The organism is Pseudomonas sp. PSB18, assembly GCF_014596565.1.
Classification (GTDB): Bacteria; Pseudomonadota; Gammaproteobacteria; order Pseudomonadales; family Pseudomonadaceae; genus Aquipseudomonas.
In genome coordinates, this window is record NZ_NOIN01000016.1 from 88,210 (window position 1) to 101,789 (window position 13,580).

Consider the following 13,580-nt stretch of genomic DNA (forward strand, 5'->3'; position numbering starts at 1 on the left):
CGAATCCGCTTCTAGACTTCCTGTATATGGGCATGCGGCAGGAAGGCAGGAAATGAGGCGCGCGGTAGCGGTACTGGCAGTATTGATGTTGCTTGGCGGCTGTGAGACCACCCATGAGGACCTGATTGCCCGAGGTTATCCGCCGGCGTTCGCCGACGGCTTCGATGACGGCTGCAGCAGTGGCCGGCAAGCCGCTGGCGCAATCACCGGCCAGTTCAGGAAAGACGTGCCGCGCTATCTCAAGGATCCGCGCTACGCCGAAGGCTGGAGCGACGGCTTCCGGCAATGCCAGGCCATGCGGGAAAGTGAAGACCGGGACGCCTACCGCGACCGTCATTGGGATGAGCGCGAACGGGCCTGGCAGCAGGAAAAGGATCGCGACGCCGCTCGGGCCTATCGTTCGCAGTGAGTCGCGTATAGACATCCGTCGAAACCAAAAGCCTGCGACCATGGCCCAAACTCCAATAGAGGAGAACACCATGAGTCGTGCCTTCGTCAACGAAGACAGCGCCGCGGCCCAGGCCGATCAACCGGTCGAACGCCAGGTCAGCGCGCAACCCAACTACGTCACGCCCGCCGGGTTCGCCCAGTTGCAGACCCGGGTCGCCGAATTGCAAGCGCTGCACAGCCAGCAGGCTGCCCGCAAAGACCTGGCGGACAAACAGCGTCTCGCGGACCTGGAACGGGACCTGCGCTATTTCAACCAGCGCCTGCAAAGCGCACAGGTCGTTACGCCAACCTCAACGGATCAGGTGCGGATCGGACATTGGGTGACCTTTGTCGATGAGCATGACCATGAGCAGCGCGTGCAGTTGGTAGGTGAAGACCAGGCTGATGCGGCCAGTGGGCTGATCAATTGGGGCTCGCCGCTGGGGCGGGCGTTACTGGGAAGCAAGGTAGGGGATGAGGTGGTCTGGAAACGGCCAGTGGGGGATATGGCGATTGAGGTGGTGGCGATAGAACCGGGGTGATTCTGCTGGTCTTATCGCCAGCCAGCACACAATGGTTGCCCTGTCAGGAAACCACTGTGGGAGCGAGCCCTGCTCGCGATGGCGGTGAGTCAGGCAACATGAATGTTGATTGATCCGACGCTATCGCGAGCAGGGCTCGCTCCCACAGGTTTTGTGGCTTACCGGCAGATGGAATCAGGCCAGTTTCTTGTGCCGTACCCGATGCGGCTGGGCAGCGGCTTCGCCGAGGCGCTTCTTGCGATCGGCTTCGTACTCGGTGTAGTTGCCTTCGAAGAACACCGCTTGGGAATCGTCTTCGTACGCCAGGATGTGGGTCGCCACGCGGTCGAGGAACCACCGATCGTGGGAGATCACAATGGCGGCGCCCGGGAAGTCCAGCAGGGCTTCTTCCAGGGAACGCAGGGTTTCGACGTCGAGGTCGTTGGACGGTTCGTCGAGCAGCAGGACGTTGCCACCCTCCTTCAAGGTCAGCGCCAGGTGCAGGCGACCGCGCTCACCACCGGACAGGTCCTTGACGAACTTCTGCTGGTCGCCGCCCTTGAAGTTGAAGCGGCCCACGTAGGTGCGCGACGGGATCTCGTAGTTGCCGATGCGGATCTGGTCGGAACCGTCGGAGATCTGCTGGAACACCGTCTTGCTGCCGTCCAGGTCTTCGCGGCTCTGGTCGACGCATGCCAGCTGCACGGTTTCGCCGACTTCGATGGTGCCCGAATCCGGTGTTTCCTTGCCCATCAGCATACGGAACAACGTGGATTTACCCGCGCCGTTACCACCGATCACACCGACAATGGCACCTTTAGGCATGGAGAACGACAGGTTGTCGATCAGCACGCGGTCGCCATAGCCCTTGGTGACGTTCTTGAATTCGATGACCTTGTCACCCAGGCGCGGACCGGCCGGGATGTAGATCTCGTTGGTTTCGCTGCGCTTCTGGAATTCCTGGGACTGCATTTCCTCGAAGCGTTGCAGACGGGCCTTGGATTTGGACTGGCGGGCCTTGGCGCCTTTGCGTACCCATTCCAGTTCTTCCTTCATGGCCTTTTCATGAGCCGACTGCTGCTTGGATTCCTGGGCCAGACGATCGGACTTGGCTTCCAGCCAGCCCGAATAGTTGCCCTCGTACGGAATGCCCGCGCCGCGGTCGAGTTCCAGGATCCAGCCGGCGACGTTGTCCAGGAAGTAACGGTCGTGGGTAATCGCCACGACGGTGCCCGGGAAATCGTGCAGGAAATGTTCGAGCCAGGCGACGGAATCGGCGTCCAGGTGGTTGGTCGGTTCGTCGAGCAGCAACATGTCCGGGGCGGACAACAACAGGCGGCACAGGGCAACACGGCGTTTTTCACCGCCGGACAGGTGTTCGACCTTCGCTTCCCAGGCCGGCAGGCGCAGGGCATCGGCAGCGACTTCCAACTGGCGCTCCAGGTTATGGCCATCGCTGGCCTGCAGGATCGCTTCGAGCTTGGCCTGTTCGGCGGCCAGCTTGTCGAAGTCGGCATCCGGGTCAGCGTAGGCGGCATAGACCTCGTCCAGGCGCGCCTGGGCGTCCTTGATCACGCTGACCGCTTCCTCGACCACTTCACGCACGGTCTTGGTCGGATCCAGTTGAGGCTCCTGGGGCAGGTAGCCGATGTTCAGGTCTGGCATTGGACGGGCTTCGCCGTCGAATTCGGTATCGACGCCAGCCATGATCTTCAGCAGCGTGGACTTACCCGAACCGTTGAGGCCCAGCACGCCGATCTTGGCGCCGGGGAAGAATGAGAGCGAAATGTTTTTCAGGATTTCCCGCTTCGGCGGAACAACTTTGCTCAGCCGATGCATGGTGAAGACGTATTGAGCCATGGTGAACCTAGCGTCTGTGACAGGTGAAAAGAACGAACCAGGCCATGCACAGCGCCGGCAGTTGACGGTCATCAATGCCTGCGGGGCAGCTAAAGCCTGGGGATCTGGAGCTGGAACGCTCTTGTTTGACCGGCAAAGCTACCTCAACCGTCCGTCAAGGTCCAGCCACCAGGGACTGGCACTTTGCCACAACTCAAGGCATGCTAGCCGCCCTTCGGGCGTCCGGCTTATAGTGCGTGTCGCGCCAGTCCAGCAAACCGCAGGATTACAGCTTGTCCAACGTCACGCCGACCCTGTCCCCACGCGCACCGGATACCGTGCCCGGCTCGCCCCTGCGCGGGACATTGAAGGGCGCGCTGGCCACGCTCGTGCTGCTGTTGCTCGGATTGCTCTTCTGGCAATTGCTCGATCAACTGCGCGTCACCCAGCAGCAACAGCGCCAGTACACCATCGACTACACCGCCGACCTGGCCGCGCAAGTCAGCCTGAACATGGCCCTGAACGCGCAAATCGCCCTCAACCTGCTACCGATCGTCGAACAACCGCAGACAGCCGACGAACAGCAGGTCCTGTTGCACAAACTTCAGCAATCGCTGCCCCAGCTACGCAGCCTGGCATTGCTGAGTCCGTCCGGCATGGTGCTCAGCGACACCGACCCCGACAGCCACGACGCCGGCTACCTCAGCGAGCTGGTGCACCGCAGTCACAACCAGGCGCATTACTTCAGTAACGCCGACGACGGCTCCGTGGTGCATCTGTTGTTGCATCAGGCCAGCGGCAGTACCCGCGGCTACTGGGCCTTGCGCTTGACCCCGAATTTCTTCTCCACGCTGATCAAACAGGTCGATACCGGGTTGCGCCCACTGTGGGTGGTGGAGAACCGCCTCAACCAGCAAATCGTCAGCCGTGACGAAAGCCTGCCGTCGATCAGCCCCTCGCACCTGTCGTCGGACGATCTGGATAACACCGTGCTGACCGTGCCCCTGAGCAGCAGCGACTGGCAACTGCGGGGGCTGTTCGACCGGCGCCAAGTGCTCGAGCAACTGCTGCCGGCGTTCATCGGCAAGTGCCTGCTGGGCCTGGCGTTTTCGATGCTGCCGGTGATCGCACTGCTGAACATGCGTCGACGCCAGCGGCAGCTGCATGAAGGTCGTCGGCGCTATCAGGACATTTTCGAAGGCACCGGCGTGGCCCTGTGCGTACTCGACCTTTCCAGCCTCAAATCATTCTTTGCCCGGGCCGGCCTGCACAATGGCGATCAATTGCGGGCGTGGATAAAAGTCCCGCACCAGCTCGAGCAACTGCAACAGGAAGTGCGCATCACCGAAGTCAACCAGATGGCGTTGCAACTGCTCAACGTCAACTCTTGCGAACAGGCCTGGCAGTTGCTGGTAGGCAAGGGGCCGCAGGACAACAATCCGGTGGGCCCGCAACTGCTCGAAACCCTGCTTGACCAGCACAAGCAGCTGGAACTGGAAATCAAGCTCCAGGATGCCCACGGCCGTGACCAGCATCTCTGGCTGGTACTGCGCCTGCCGGAAAAACAGAACGACTACAACGCCGTTATCCTGAGCATCAACGACATCACCAGCCGCAAGCTGATCGAGCTCTCGCTGCTCGAGCGCGAAGGTTTCTGGTCCGACGTGGTCCGCACCGTGCCAGATCATCTCTACGTGCAGGACGTCATCAGCCAGCGGATGATCTTCAGCAACCACCACCTGGGCCAGACCCTGGGGTACGACCGCACCGAACTGCACCAGATGGGTGAATACTTCTGGGAAATCCTGCTGCACAGCGACGACGCCGACCACTATCACACGCTGCGCCAGGAACAACGACGGGGCGGGTATGCGCACCTGTTGCAATGCCAACTGCGCTTCCGCCATCGCGACGGCAAATGGCGACGCTTCGACATCCGCGAGCAGGCCCTGGCCCGGGACCGGCACGACCAGGTGACGCGGATCATCGGTGTGGCCAAGGATGTCACCGAACAGATCGAGGCCAGCGAGTCGCTGCGCGACAGTGAACAGCGCTACCGGATGCTCGCCGAGAGCATCAGCGACGTGATTTTCTCCACCGACAGCAAGCTTTCGCTCAACTACGTCAGCCCGTCGGTGCAAGCGGTACTGGGCTACAACGCCGACTGGATCTTCCAGAACGGCTGGCAGTCGACCATCGCCAATCCGCAGCAGTTGACCGGGATCTATACCCTGATGGACCGGGTCAGCAAGGCCCTCGACAAACCCGGGCAGTTGGCCGAGCTGCGCAACCAGATGCAAACCCAATTGTTCCTGTTCGACTGCCTGCGTGCCGACGGACGCAAGATCCCCATCGAACTGCGGTTGGTACTGGTCTGGGATGATGCCGGCGGGTTCGAAGGCGTGCTGGGTGTCGGCCGCGACATCAGCCAGCAACGGCGTGCTGAAAAAGACCTGCGCATGGCCGCCACGGTATTCGAGCATTCGACCTCGGCGATTCTGATCACCGACCCGGCCGGTTACATTGTCCAGGCCAACGAAGCCTTCAGCCGGGTCAGTGGCTACGCGGTGTCCCAGGTGCTGGACCAGTTGCCGAACATGCTGACCGTGGACGAGCAGCAGGAAGCCCACCTGCGCTACGTGCTCAAGCAACTGCAACAGCACAGCACCTGGGAAGGCGAGGTCTGGCTCAAACGGCGTAACGGCGAGCATTACCCGGCCTGGGTCGGCATCACGGCGGTGCTGGACGATGAAGGCGACCTGGCCAGCTACGTGTGCTTTTTCAGCGACATCAGCGAGCGCAAGGCCAGCGAGCAGCGCATCCATCGCCTGGCCTATTACGACGCCCTCACCCACCTGCCCAACCGCACGCTGTTCCAGGATCGCCTGCACACCGCGCTGCAATCGGCCGAGCGGCAGAAGAACTGGGTCGTGCTGATGTTCCTCGACCTGGACCGGTTCAAACCGATCAACGACTCCCTGGGCCATGCCGCCGGCGACCGGATGCTCAAGGACATGGCCACACGGCTGCTCGGCTGCGTCACCGACGACGACACCGTGGCGCGCATGGGCGGCGACGAGTTCACCCTGCTGCTGGAGCCGCGTTCCAGCCGGGAAACGGCGCTGAACCGGGCCATCAACGTGGCGGAGCAGATCCTCGCCAGCCTGGTCCGGCCATTCGTGCTCGAAGGCCGGGAGTTCTTCGTCACCGCCAGTATCGGCATCGCCTTGAGTCCCCAGGATGGCAACGAACTGAGCCAACTGATGAAAAACGCCGACACGGCGATGTATCACGCCAAGGAGCGCGGCAAGAACAACTTCCAGTTCTATCAGGCCGACATGAACGCCAGCGCCCTGGAGCGACTGGAACTGGAAAGCGACCTGCGCCACGCCCTCGAACAGAACGAGTTCGTGCTGTATTACCAGCCGCAATTCAGTGGCGATGGCAAACGTTTGACCGGTGCCGAGGCCCTGCTGCGCTGGCGTCATCCGCGACGTGGGCTGGTGCCGCCGGGGGACTTCATCCCGGTGCTCGAAGAACTGGGCCTGGTGGTGGACGTCGGCGACTGGGTCATCGACGAAGCCTGTCGGCAGCTCAAGACCTGGCACCAGGCCAAGGTCCGGGTGCCGAAAGTCTCGGTCAACATTTCGGCCCGGCAGTTCTCCGATGGCCAATTGGGTACGCGAATCGCCAATACCCTGCGCAGCACCGGCCTGTCACCGGCCTGCCTGGAGCTGGAGTTGACGGAAAGTATCCTGATGCGCGAAGTCAGCGAGGCGATGCAGATCCTGGCCGGGTTGAAGAACCTGGGCCTGAGCATCGCCGTGGATGACTTCGGCACCGGCTATTCGTCGCTCAACTACCTCAAGCAATTCCCCATCGATGTGCTGAAGATCGACCGCACCTTCGTCGACGGCCTGCCGTCCGGCGAACAGGACGCGCAGATCGCCCGGGCGATCATCGCCATGGCCCACAGCCTCAACCTGGCCGTGATCGCCGAAGGCGTCGAGACTCACGAACAACTCGACTTCCTGCGCGAACACGGCTGCGACGAAGTCCAGGGCTACCTGTTCGGTCGCCCGATGCCGGCCCACCGGTTCGAAGCGCAGTTCAGCAATGATGCGCTGTTCATGCTCGACTGAGGCTTTATAGCGCCTGGGCGGGCCTCATCGCGAGCAGGCTCGCTCCCACAGGGGAAACGCTTTGCAAATGGGGGAGCGAGCCTGCTCGCGATGAGGCCGCCGGGTTCTGGGTGAATCCCATTCGTCCACCACATGACGTCCTTTCATATCCCTTCCAAAACCGGTTGGGGTAGAATGCCTCCCTTTTCTGCCCCCGATCCTTGAGGACCGCCATGTTCAGCCGTGATTTGACTATTGCCAAGTACGACGCCGATCTCTTTGCCGCCATGGAGCAAGAAGCTCAGCGCCAGGAAGAGCACATTGAGCTGATCGCTTCGGAAAACTACACCAGCCCAGCGGTGATGGAAGCTCAAGGCTCGGTACTGACCAACAAGTACGCCGAAGGCTACCCGGGCAAGCGCTACTACGGCGGTTGCGAATACGTCGACGTGGTCGAGCAACTGGCCATCGACCGCGCCAAGGAACTGTTCGGCGCCGATTACGCCAACGTTCAGCCCCACGCCGGTTCCCAGGCCAACGCCGCCGTCTACCTGGCGCTGCTGTCGGCTGGCGATACCATCCTGGGCATGAGCCTGGCCCACGGCGGTCACCTGACCCACGGTGCCAGCGTTTCGTCCTCCGGCAAGCTGTACAACGCCATCCAGTACGGCATCGACGGCAATGGCCTGATCGACTACGACGAAGTCGAGCGCCTGGCCCTCGAGCACAAGCCGAAAATGATCGTGGCCGGTTTCTCCGCCTACTCCCAGGTCCTCGATTTCCCACGCTTCCGCGCCATCGCCGACAAGGTCGGTGCCTACCTGTTCGTGGACATGGCCCACGTCGCCGGCCTGGTCGCCGCTGGCGTCTACCCGAACCCGGTGCCATTCGCCGATGTGGTCACCACCACCACCCACAAGACCCTGCGCGGTCCACGTGGCGGCCTGATCCTGGCCCGTGCCAACGCCGACATCGAGAAGAAGCTGAACTCTGCCGTGTTCCCGGGCGCCCAGGGTGGCCCGCTGGAACACGTCATCGCCGCCAAGGCGATCTGCTTCAAGGAAGCCCTGCAACCTGAGTTCAAGGCTTACCAGCAGCAGGTGGTGAAAAACGCCAAGGCCATGGCCGGCGTGTTCATCGAACGTGGCTTCGACGTGGTGTCCGGCGGTACCGAGAACCACCTGTTCCTGCTGTCGCTGATCAAGCAGGACATCTCCGGCAAAGACGCCGACGCAGCGCTGGGCAAGGCATTCATCACCGTGAACAAGAACTCGGTGCCGAATGACCCACGCTCCCCGTTCGTTACCTCCGGCCTGCGCTTCGGCACCCCGGCCGTGACCACTCGTGGCTTCAAGGAAGCCGAGTGCAAGGAACTGGCCGGCTGGATCTGCGACATCCTGGCTGACCTGAACAACGAAGCGGTCATCGACGCCGTTCGTGAGAAGGTCAAGGCAATCTGCAAGAAGCTGCCGGTGTACGGCGCTTAATCAGCCCGTTCAGTTATAGCGAAAGGCCCACATCGAAAGATGTGGGCCTTTTTATTTGCGCATCAAAATACAAGATCCGGCCAGTACATACTTCAATCTTTGAAACACACCCCTCCACACAAAAAACCGGGAACCCCCTAACATCGATTTCATCATTCACGACAATCAATAACGGCCAACAAAGGATGCAATCTCTACATGGACAGTAAACTCTCTTTTACCGCTGCGATCAGCCTGCCTGACAAGAGCGTTAATTTGCTTGGAGTGCTGCATGGAAAACCGGCACTGGCGAGCATTACCGCGTTCAGCGGCGGCTTTTTCAGCGGCAAGGCGCACACCTATGATCACTCCAGCTTGCTGGGCATGCAGACCAAAGCCAAAGAAGGTCTGCCGCAGCCACTGAAGTTGCACTTTCGTCACACGGCCGATGGCTACATCCTGTCGATAAAAAACCAAGGCGAACACTACGATAACTTCATCGGCAAAAGCTGGCTTGAAGTATTAGGCGCGCAAAAAACGGGTACCCCCTCCATCTTCACGTTAATTGATCACAAGAACAGAGCGATTACGCTGGAGAACATAACGGCCAAACACGCCCCGCTGTCGCTCAGAACGAAAAACAATAAGTATGTAGGTGGCTTACGGACCCGGGGTTCGCCTTTTGTTTATCTGGCAGAAACGAATGAACGCTCAAAGTTGACCTTTCTATTCAGCATCCTCTGAGCAGGAATGCTCGAGCATCTTCAACCAGCTTGGATCTGCGCGCCGCTGTGGTGGGGGCTTTCCCTTCGCCACAGGCGCGCTGCTATTTTTTTGGGACTAGAAAGGCTCAAGAACAAGGCTTTATCCCAACTGGTAAGACCGGTAAAGCCAAATATCAAAAAATCACCTTGCGAATTCCCAAAAACAGCGCCTAGACTGCGCCTGCACTGGACAAACCGGTAAGACCACAATAATGAAGTCCCAACGCCTGCCCCTATGCCGGCGAACAAGGACACCGAACCAGGAATCCCTCCCATGCTCAGATGGTGCTCGCGTTCGATCTTCCTTCAAGTTGTCCTCGGATTGGTGCTCGGCATCGTCTGCGGACTGACCCTTCCCGAATATTCCGCACAGCTCAAACCCCTCGGCGACGGCTTTATCAAGCTGATCAAAATGCTCATCGGCCTGATCGTGTTCTGCGTGGTGGTCAGTGGTATTTCCGGCGCAGGCGACCTCAAGAAGGTCGGACGCATCGGCCTCAAGTCAGTCATCTACTTTGAAGTGCTGACCACCATCGCCCTGGTGATTGGCCTGGTGCTGGCCTTCAGCACCGGCATCGGCAGTGGCGCGAACATTCACCTGGAACAGTACTCCAGCGCAGACGTGGGTGACATCGCCCAACGCGGCCAGCACCTGGTAACCACCACGCAGTTCCTGATGAACCTGATCCCCACTTCGGTGCTCGGGGCCTTCGCGGATAACAACATCCTGCAGGTGCTGTTGTTCTCGGTCCTGTTCGGCAGTGCGCTGAACCTGGTGGGGGACGCAGCCTCCGGCATCTCCCGGTTGATCAACGAACTCAGCCACGTGATCTTCCGCATCATGGGCATGGTCGTGCGCCTGGCCCCCATTGGCGTCTTTGGCGCCATTGCCTTCACCACCAGCAAGTATGGGCTGGACTCGCTGCAACACCTGGGCAGCCTCGTCGGTCTGTTCTACCTGACCTGCATCGCCTTCGTCGCCCTGGTGCTGGGCCTGGTGATGCGATCGTCGGGCCTGCCGATGTTGCCGTTCCTCAAATACCTGCGCGAAGAGCTGCTCATCGTGCTCGGCACTGCCTCCTCCGACGCCGTGCTGCCGCAGGTCATGCGCAAGCTCGAGCACCTCGGGATCGGCAGTTCCACCGTGGGGCTGGTCATCCCGACCGGTTACTCGTTCAATCTGGACGGTTTCTCGATCTACCTGACCCTGGCCATCGTCTTCATCGCCAACGCCACCGGTACGCCCCTGGCCATGACTGACCTGCTGACCATCCTGCTGGTGTCACTGATCACGTCCAAGGGTGCCCATGGGATTCCCGGCTCGGCATTGGTGATCCTCGCCGCCACGCTGACGGCGATCCCGGCGATTCCGGTGGTCGGCCTGGTGCTGGTGCTGGCGGTCGACTGGTTCATGGGCATAGGTCGCGCCCTGACTAACCTGATCGGCAACTGCGTGGCAACGGTTGCCATCGCCCGTTGGGAAAAAGACATCGATGTCCCGCGTGCGCGCAAGGTACTGTCCGGCCAACAGGGCTATACCTTTCAACCGAGAAAACCGGTGGGCAACGCCCATCAGCAGCAATTCTGAAAGACCGCAATGCCGGCTCCCGAGCCGGCATTGCCTGATTGATTTTTGAAGGAGCATCGTGTGATCAGTTCATCAACCGTCGTCAATTCCGTGGTGGAGAAACTACGCGCGGCCCTGGCCCGGGGCCAATGGCGCTCGGGCGACATGCTGCCGGGCCAGCGGGAGCTGGCCGAACAGCTGGGCATCAGCCGGCCAAGCCTGCGCGAAGCGGTCATCGTGCTGGAAACCCTCGGGCTTGTGCGCTCGATGCCCGGCAAAGGCGTGGTGGTGCTGGAGACCAACGCCAGCGATATCCACGAAGGCAGCGCGATAGCCGGTGCGAGCCTGGAAGACGTGCTGCAACTGCGCTACACCCTGGAACCCTTCATCGTCGGGCTGGTAGCCCAGTCCATCAGCAGCAAGGAAGTCGGACAGTTGCGCCTGACCCTCATGGACATGCGCGAAGCCCTGGAAGCCAATGATAACGATGCCTGCGCCAGCGCCTACATCGCGTTCCACGAGGAGCTGTTTGCCCTGACGTCCAACCCGATCTTCCACAGTGTGGTGCAGCAGACCAGCAATGCCCTCAAGCAAAGTGCCGATGTGTTGCGCAATTCGCCCGAGCATCTGGCCGAACGACTGGAAGAGAACGAAGCCGTGGTACGCGCCATTCGTGGCAAGAACAGCGCCCAGGCCAGTGCGGAAATGCGCCGGCATATCCTCAGGGAGGGCCAGCGCATGGGCATCGAATTGAATATTCCGGACGACAACCTCGGTACCTGAGCCTCGTCTTGCGGAGACCGCCATGAACAACGCCATGTCCCATCAGCATCAACGCAATGTACTTGCGGCCCTGCCACTGCCCGGCGCTATCGGCAAGCCGTCGGTGGACGATATCTACCCGCGGATCTTCGACGCCATCCTCGAGCAGCGCATTGCGCCCGCCAGCCGTTTCACCGAGGAAGGCCTCGGGGATGTGTTCGGCGTCAGCCGCAGCATCATTCGTCGTGTATTGGCGCGCCTGTCTCACCAACAAGTGGTGATCCTGCGTCCCAACCATCGGCCGCAAGTCGCGGCACCGGACCTGGAGCAGACCCGACAGATCCTTCATGCCCGCCGGCTGACCGAACAGACATTGGTGCACCTGGCCTGCAAGGCTCCAAAACCCAGGGACCTGGAGCATCTGCGCGACCTGGTGGCGCAGGAGCAGCAGTGCCTGGAGCGCGGTGAGCGTGGCCCGGCGATACGCCTTTCCGGCGAGTTTCACCTGCACCTCGCCTCCATGGCCGGCAACGCACCGTTGGCGCGGTTTCTTGGCAGCCTGGTGCCCTTGACCTCGCTGGCCCTGGCCCGGCACGAGATCAAGTCTCGCCGGCATTGTGCCTGGCAGGAGCATCTGGCGATCGTGGACGCCGTGGAAAACGGCAACAGAGAGGAAGCGGTGCGCCTGATGGATGAGCACCTGGACCATCTTGAGCAAAAGCTGCTGATGGCCGCAGGCACGGCGGCGTCAAAATAAAGCGGCCTCGAATCCCGCGCGGATCTTCTCCTCGGGCAGCTCGTCGGCGATGAACACAATCACGCTTTCCCGGGCCTCATCGGGGGCCCATTCAGTGTCCCAATCGAAGCCGTACAACTTGAGAACACCCTGGAACACCAATCGCCGGGGTTCACCGGCGATGTTCAGCACACCCTTGTAGCGCAGCAACTGTTTGCCGTGGTCTTCCAGCAACTGGTTCATGAACTCGCTGAGCTTGTCGATATCCAGCGGCTTATCGGTACGCAATACCAGACTGCTGATGCGATCGCCCATAGCGGCCTTGGCGACTGGGCGCAGGCTGAACCCCGCGCCCAGGTCCGCATTGAGGTTGAAGCCGCGGATGTCGAGCAGTTCGGCCAGATCGATCTTGCCATGCTCCACGATCCGGATGGGCGCCCGCCGGTTGATGCGGGTCAAGCGCTCACCAAGTGCCTCGACATGGGCCGCGTCCACCAGGTCGGTCTTGCTCACCAGAAGGCGATCGGCAAATCCGACCTGGGCCTGGGCGATGGCTTGGGTCAGGTGGACCTCGGCGTGAGCGGCGTCCACCAAGGTCAGGATGCCGTCGAGAATGTAGCGCTCGCGCAACTCCTCATCGATGAAAAAGGTCTGCGCCACCGGGGCCGGATCGGCCAGGCCGGTGCACTCGATCACCAGGCGGTCGAAGGCGATGTCACCGCTGTCCAGCCGTTCGAGCAGCAGATACAGGGCCTTGGTCAGATCGGTGTGAATGGTGCAGCACACGCAGCCGTTGGCCAGGGTCATGACCTGCACCGGCTCGTCACCCAGCAGCTGAGTGTCGATGCCCGCGTCACTGAATTCATTCTCGATCACGGCTATCTTCAGGCCGTGCTCGGCCTTGAGCAGATGGCGCAGCAACGTGGTCTTGCCAGCACCGAGGAAGCCGCTGAGGATCGTCACAGGAATGGGAGAGGACAAACAGAATCTCCTTGATGCGGATTTTTTGGGAGAGCGAGCTTGCTCGCGATAGCAGTGGGTCAGTCACTATGAGGTCGGCTGATAGTACGCCATCGCGAGCAGACTCGCTTCCATAGGGAATCGGTGGTGGACACAGAACCTGAGGTTGCCCAAAAACAACTGTGGGAGCGAGGCTTGCCCGCGATGCAGGCGCCTCGGTCTACAGCAATACCGAGGCGATGCTATCGCGGGCAAGCCTTGCTCCCACAAGCTTGCTCCCACAGGGGATTTACCTCAGGGCTGCCGGGTCAACAGCACTTCGGCCCACCCTTGCCACCGTAACGGGCCTCCTGGCGTTCGCGGAAGAACGCCTCGTAGTCCATCACCGGTTTGTCCGGGTGCTTGGTTTGCATGT

11 protein-coding genes are annotated in these 13,580 nt (G+C 61.0%); 8 read left to right on the forward strand and 3 right to left on the reverse strand.

The features are described from left to right. The first annotated feature begins 52 nt into the window (after positions 1–52). Both CGA22_RS25920 and CGA22_RS25925 read left to right on the forward strand, forming a co-directional pair. Positions 53–409, forward strand: a complete 357-nt coding sequence (locus tag CGA22_RS25920; protein WP_041022761.1) for a hypothetical protein — start codon at positions 53–55, stop codon at positions 407–409. Positions 410–479: 70 nt separating this feature from the next. Beyond that, positions 480–971 (forward strand): GreA/GreB family elongation factor, encoded by a 492-nt coding sequence (locus CGA22_RS25925; RefSeq protein ID WP_041022762.1) that lies wholly within the window; start codon positions 480–482, stop codon positions 969–971. Positions 972–1,145: 174 nt separating this feature from the next. Here CGA22_RS25925 and ettA read toward each other — a convergent pair whose 3' ends face one another. Further along, the gene (gene ettA, locus CGA22_RS25930; RefSeq protein ID WP_041022763.1) at positions 1,146–2,810 is read right to left on the reverse strand and encodes an energy-dependent translational throttle protein EttA; all 1,665 of its coding nucleotides are present in this window, start codon (positions 2,808–2,810) and stop codon (positions 1,146–1,148) included. Between the two features lie 272 nt (positions 2,811–3,082). Between ettA and CGA22_RS25935 the strand changes: the two genes are divergently transcribed. From CGA22_RS25935 to CGA22_RS25960, 6 genes are all read left to right on the forward strand, one after another. After that, entirely contained in the window at positions 3,083–6,931 is a 3,849-nt protein-coding gene (locus tag CGA22_RS25935) for a bifunctional diguanylate cyclase/phosphodiesterase (RefSeq protein WP_041022770.1), read from the forward strand. 212 nt (positions 6,932–7,143) lie between these two features. Then, positions 7,144–8,397, forward strand: a complete 1,254-nt coding sequence (glyA, locus tag CGA22_RS25940) for a serine hydroxymethyltransferase (protein ID WP_024780756.1) — start codon at positions 7,144–7,146, stop codon at positions 8,395–8,397. 198 nt (positions 8,398–8,595) lie between these two features. After that, positions 8,596–9,120 (forward strand): hypothetical protein, encoded by a 525-nt coding sequence (locus tag CGA22_RS25945; RefSeq protein WP_041022765.1) that lies wholly within the window; start codon positions 8,596–8,598, stop codon positions 9,118–9,120. A gap of 294 nt (positions 9,121–9,414) precedes the next feature. Next, entirely contained in the window at positions 9,415–10,728 is a 1,314-nt protein-coding gene (locus CGA22_RS25950; protein ID WP_041022766.1) for a C4-dicarboxylate transporter DctA, read from the forward strand. A gap of 60 nt (positions 10,729–10,788) precedes the next feature. Further along, entirely contained in the window at positions 10,789–11,490 is a 702-nt protein-coding gene (locus CGA22_RS25955) for a FadR/GntR family transcriptional regulator (RefSeq protein WP_041022767.1), read from the forward strand. Positions 11,491–11,512: 22 nt separating this feature from the next. Beyond that, positions 11,513–12,226: a GntR family transcriptional regulator gene (locus tag CGA22_RS25960; protein ID WP_052435128.1), complete on the forward strand. Its 714-nt coding sequence runs from the start codon at positions 11,513–11,515 to the stop codon at positions 12,224–12,226. Here CGA22_RS25960 and yjiA read toward each other — a convergent pair. Beyond that, entirely contained in the window at positions 12,218–13,186 is a 969-nt protein-coding gene (gene yjiA / locus CGA22_RS25965) for a GTPase (RefSeq protein WP_041022768.1), read from the reverse strand. The two genes, CGA22_RS25960 and yjiA, sit on opposite strands and share 9 nt — an antisense overlap. 287 nt (positions 13,187–13,473) lie before the next feature. Then, positions 13,474–13,580 (reverse strand): CstA-like transporter-associated (seleno)protein (locus CGA22_RS25970; protein ID WP_188258655.1); only part of this gene is annotated, 107 nt, incomplete at its 5' end.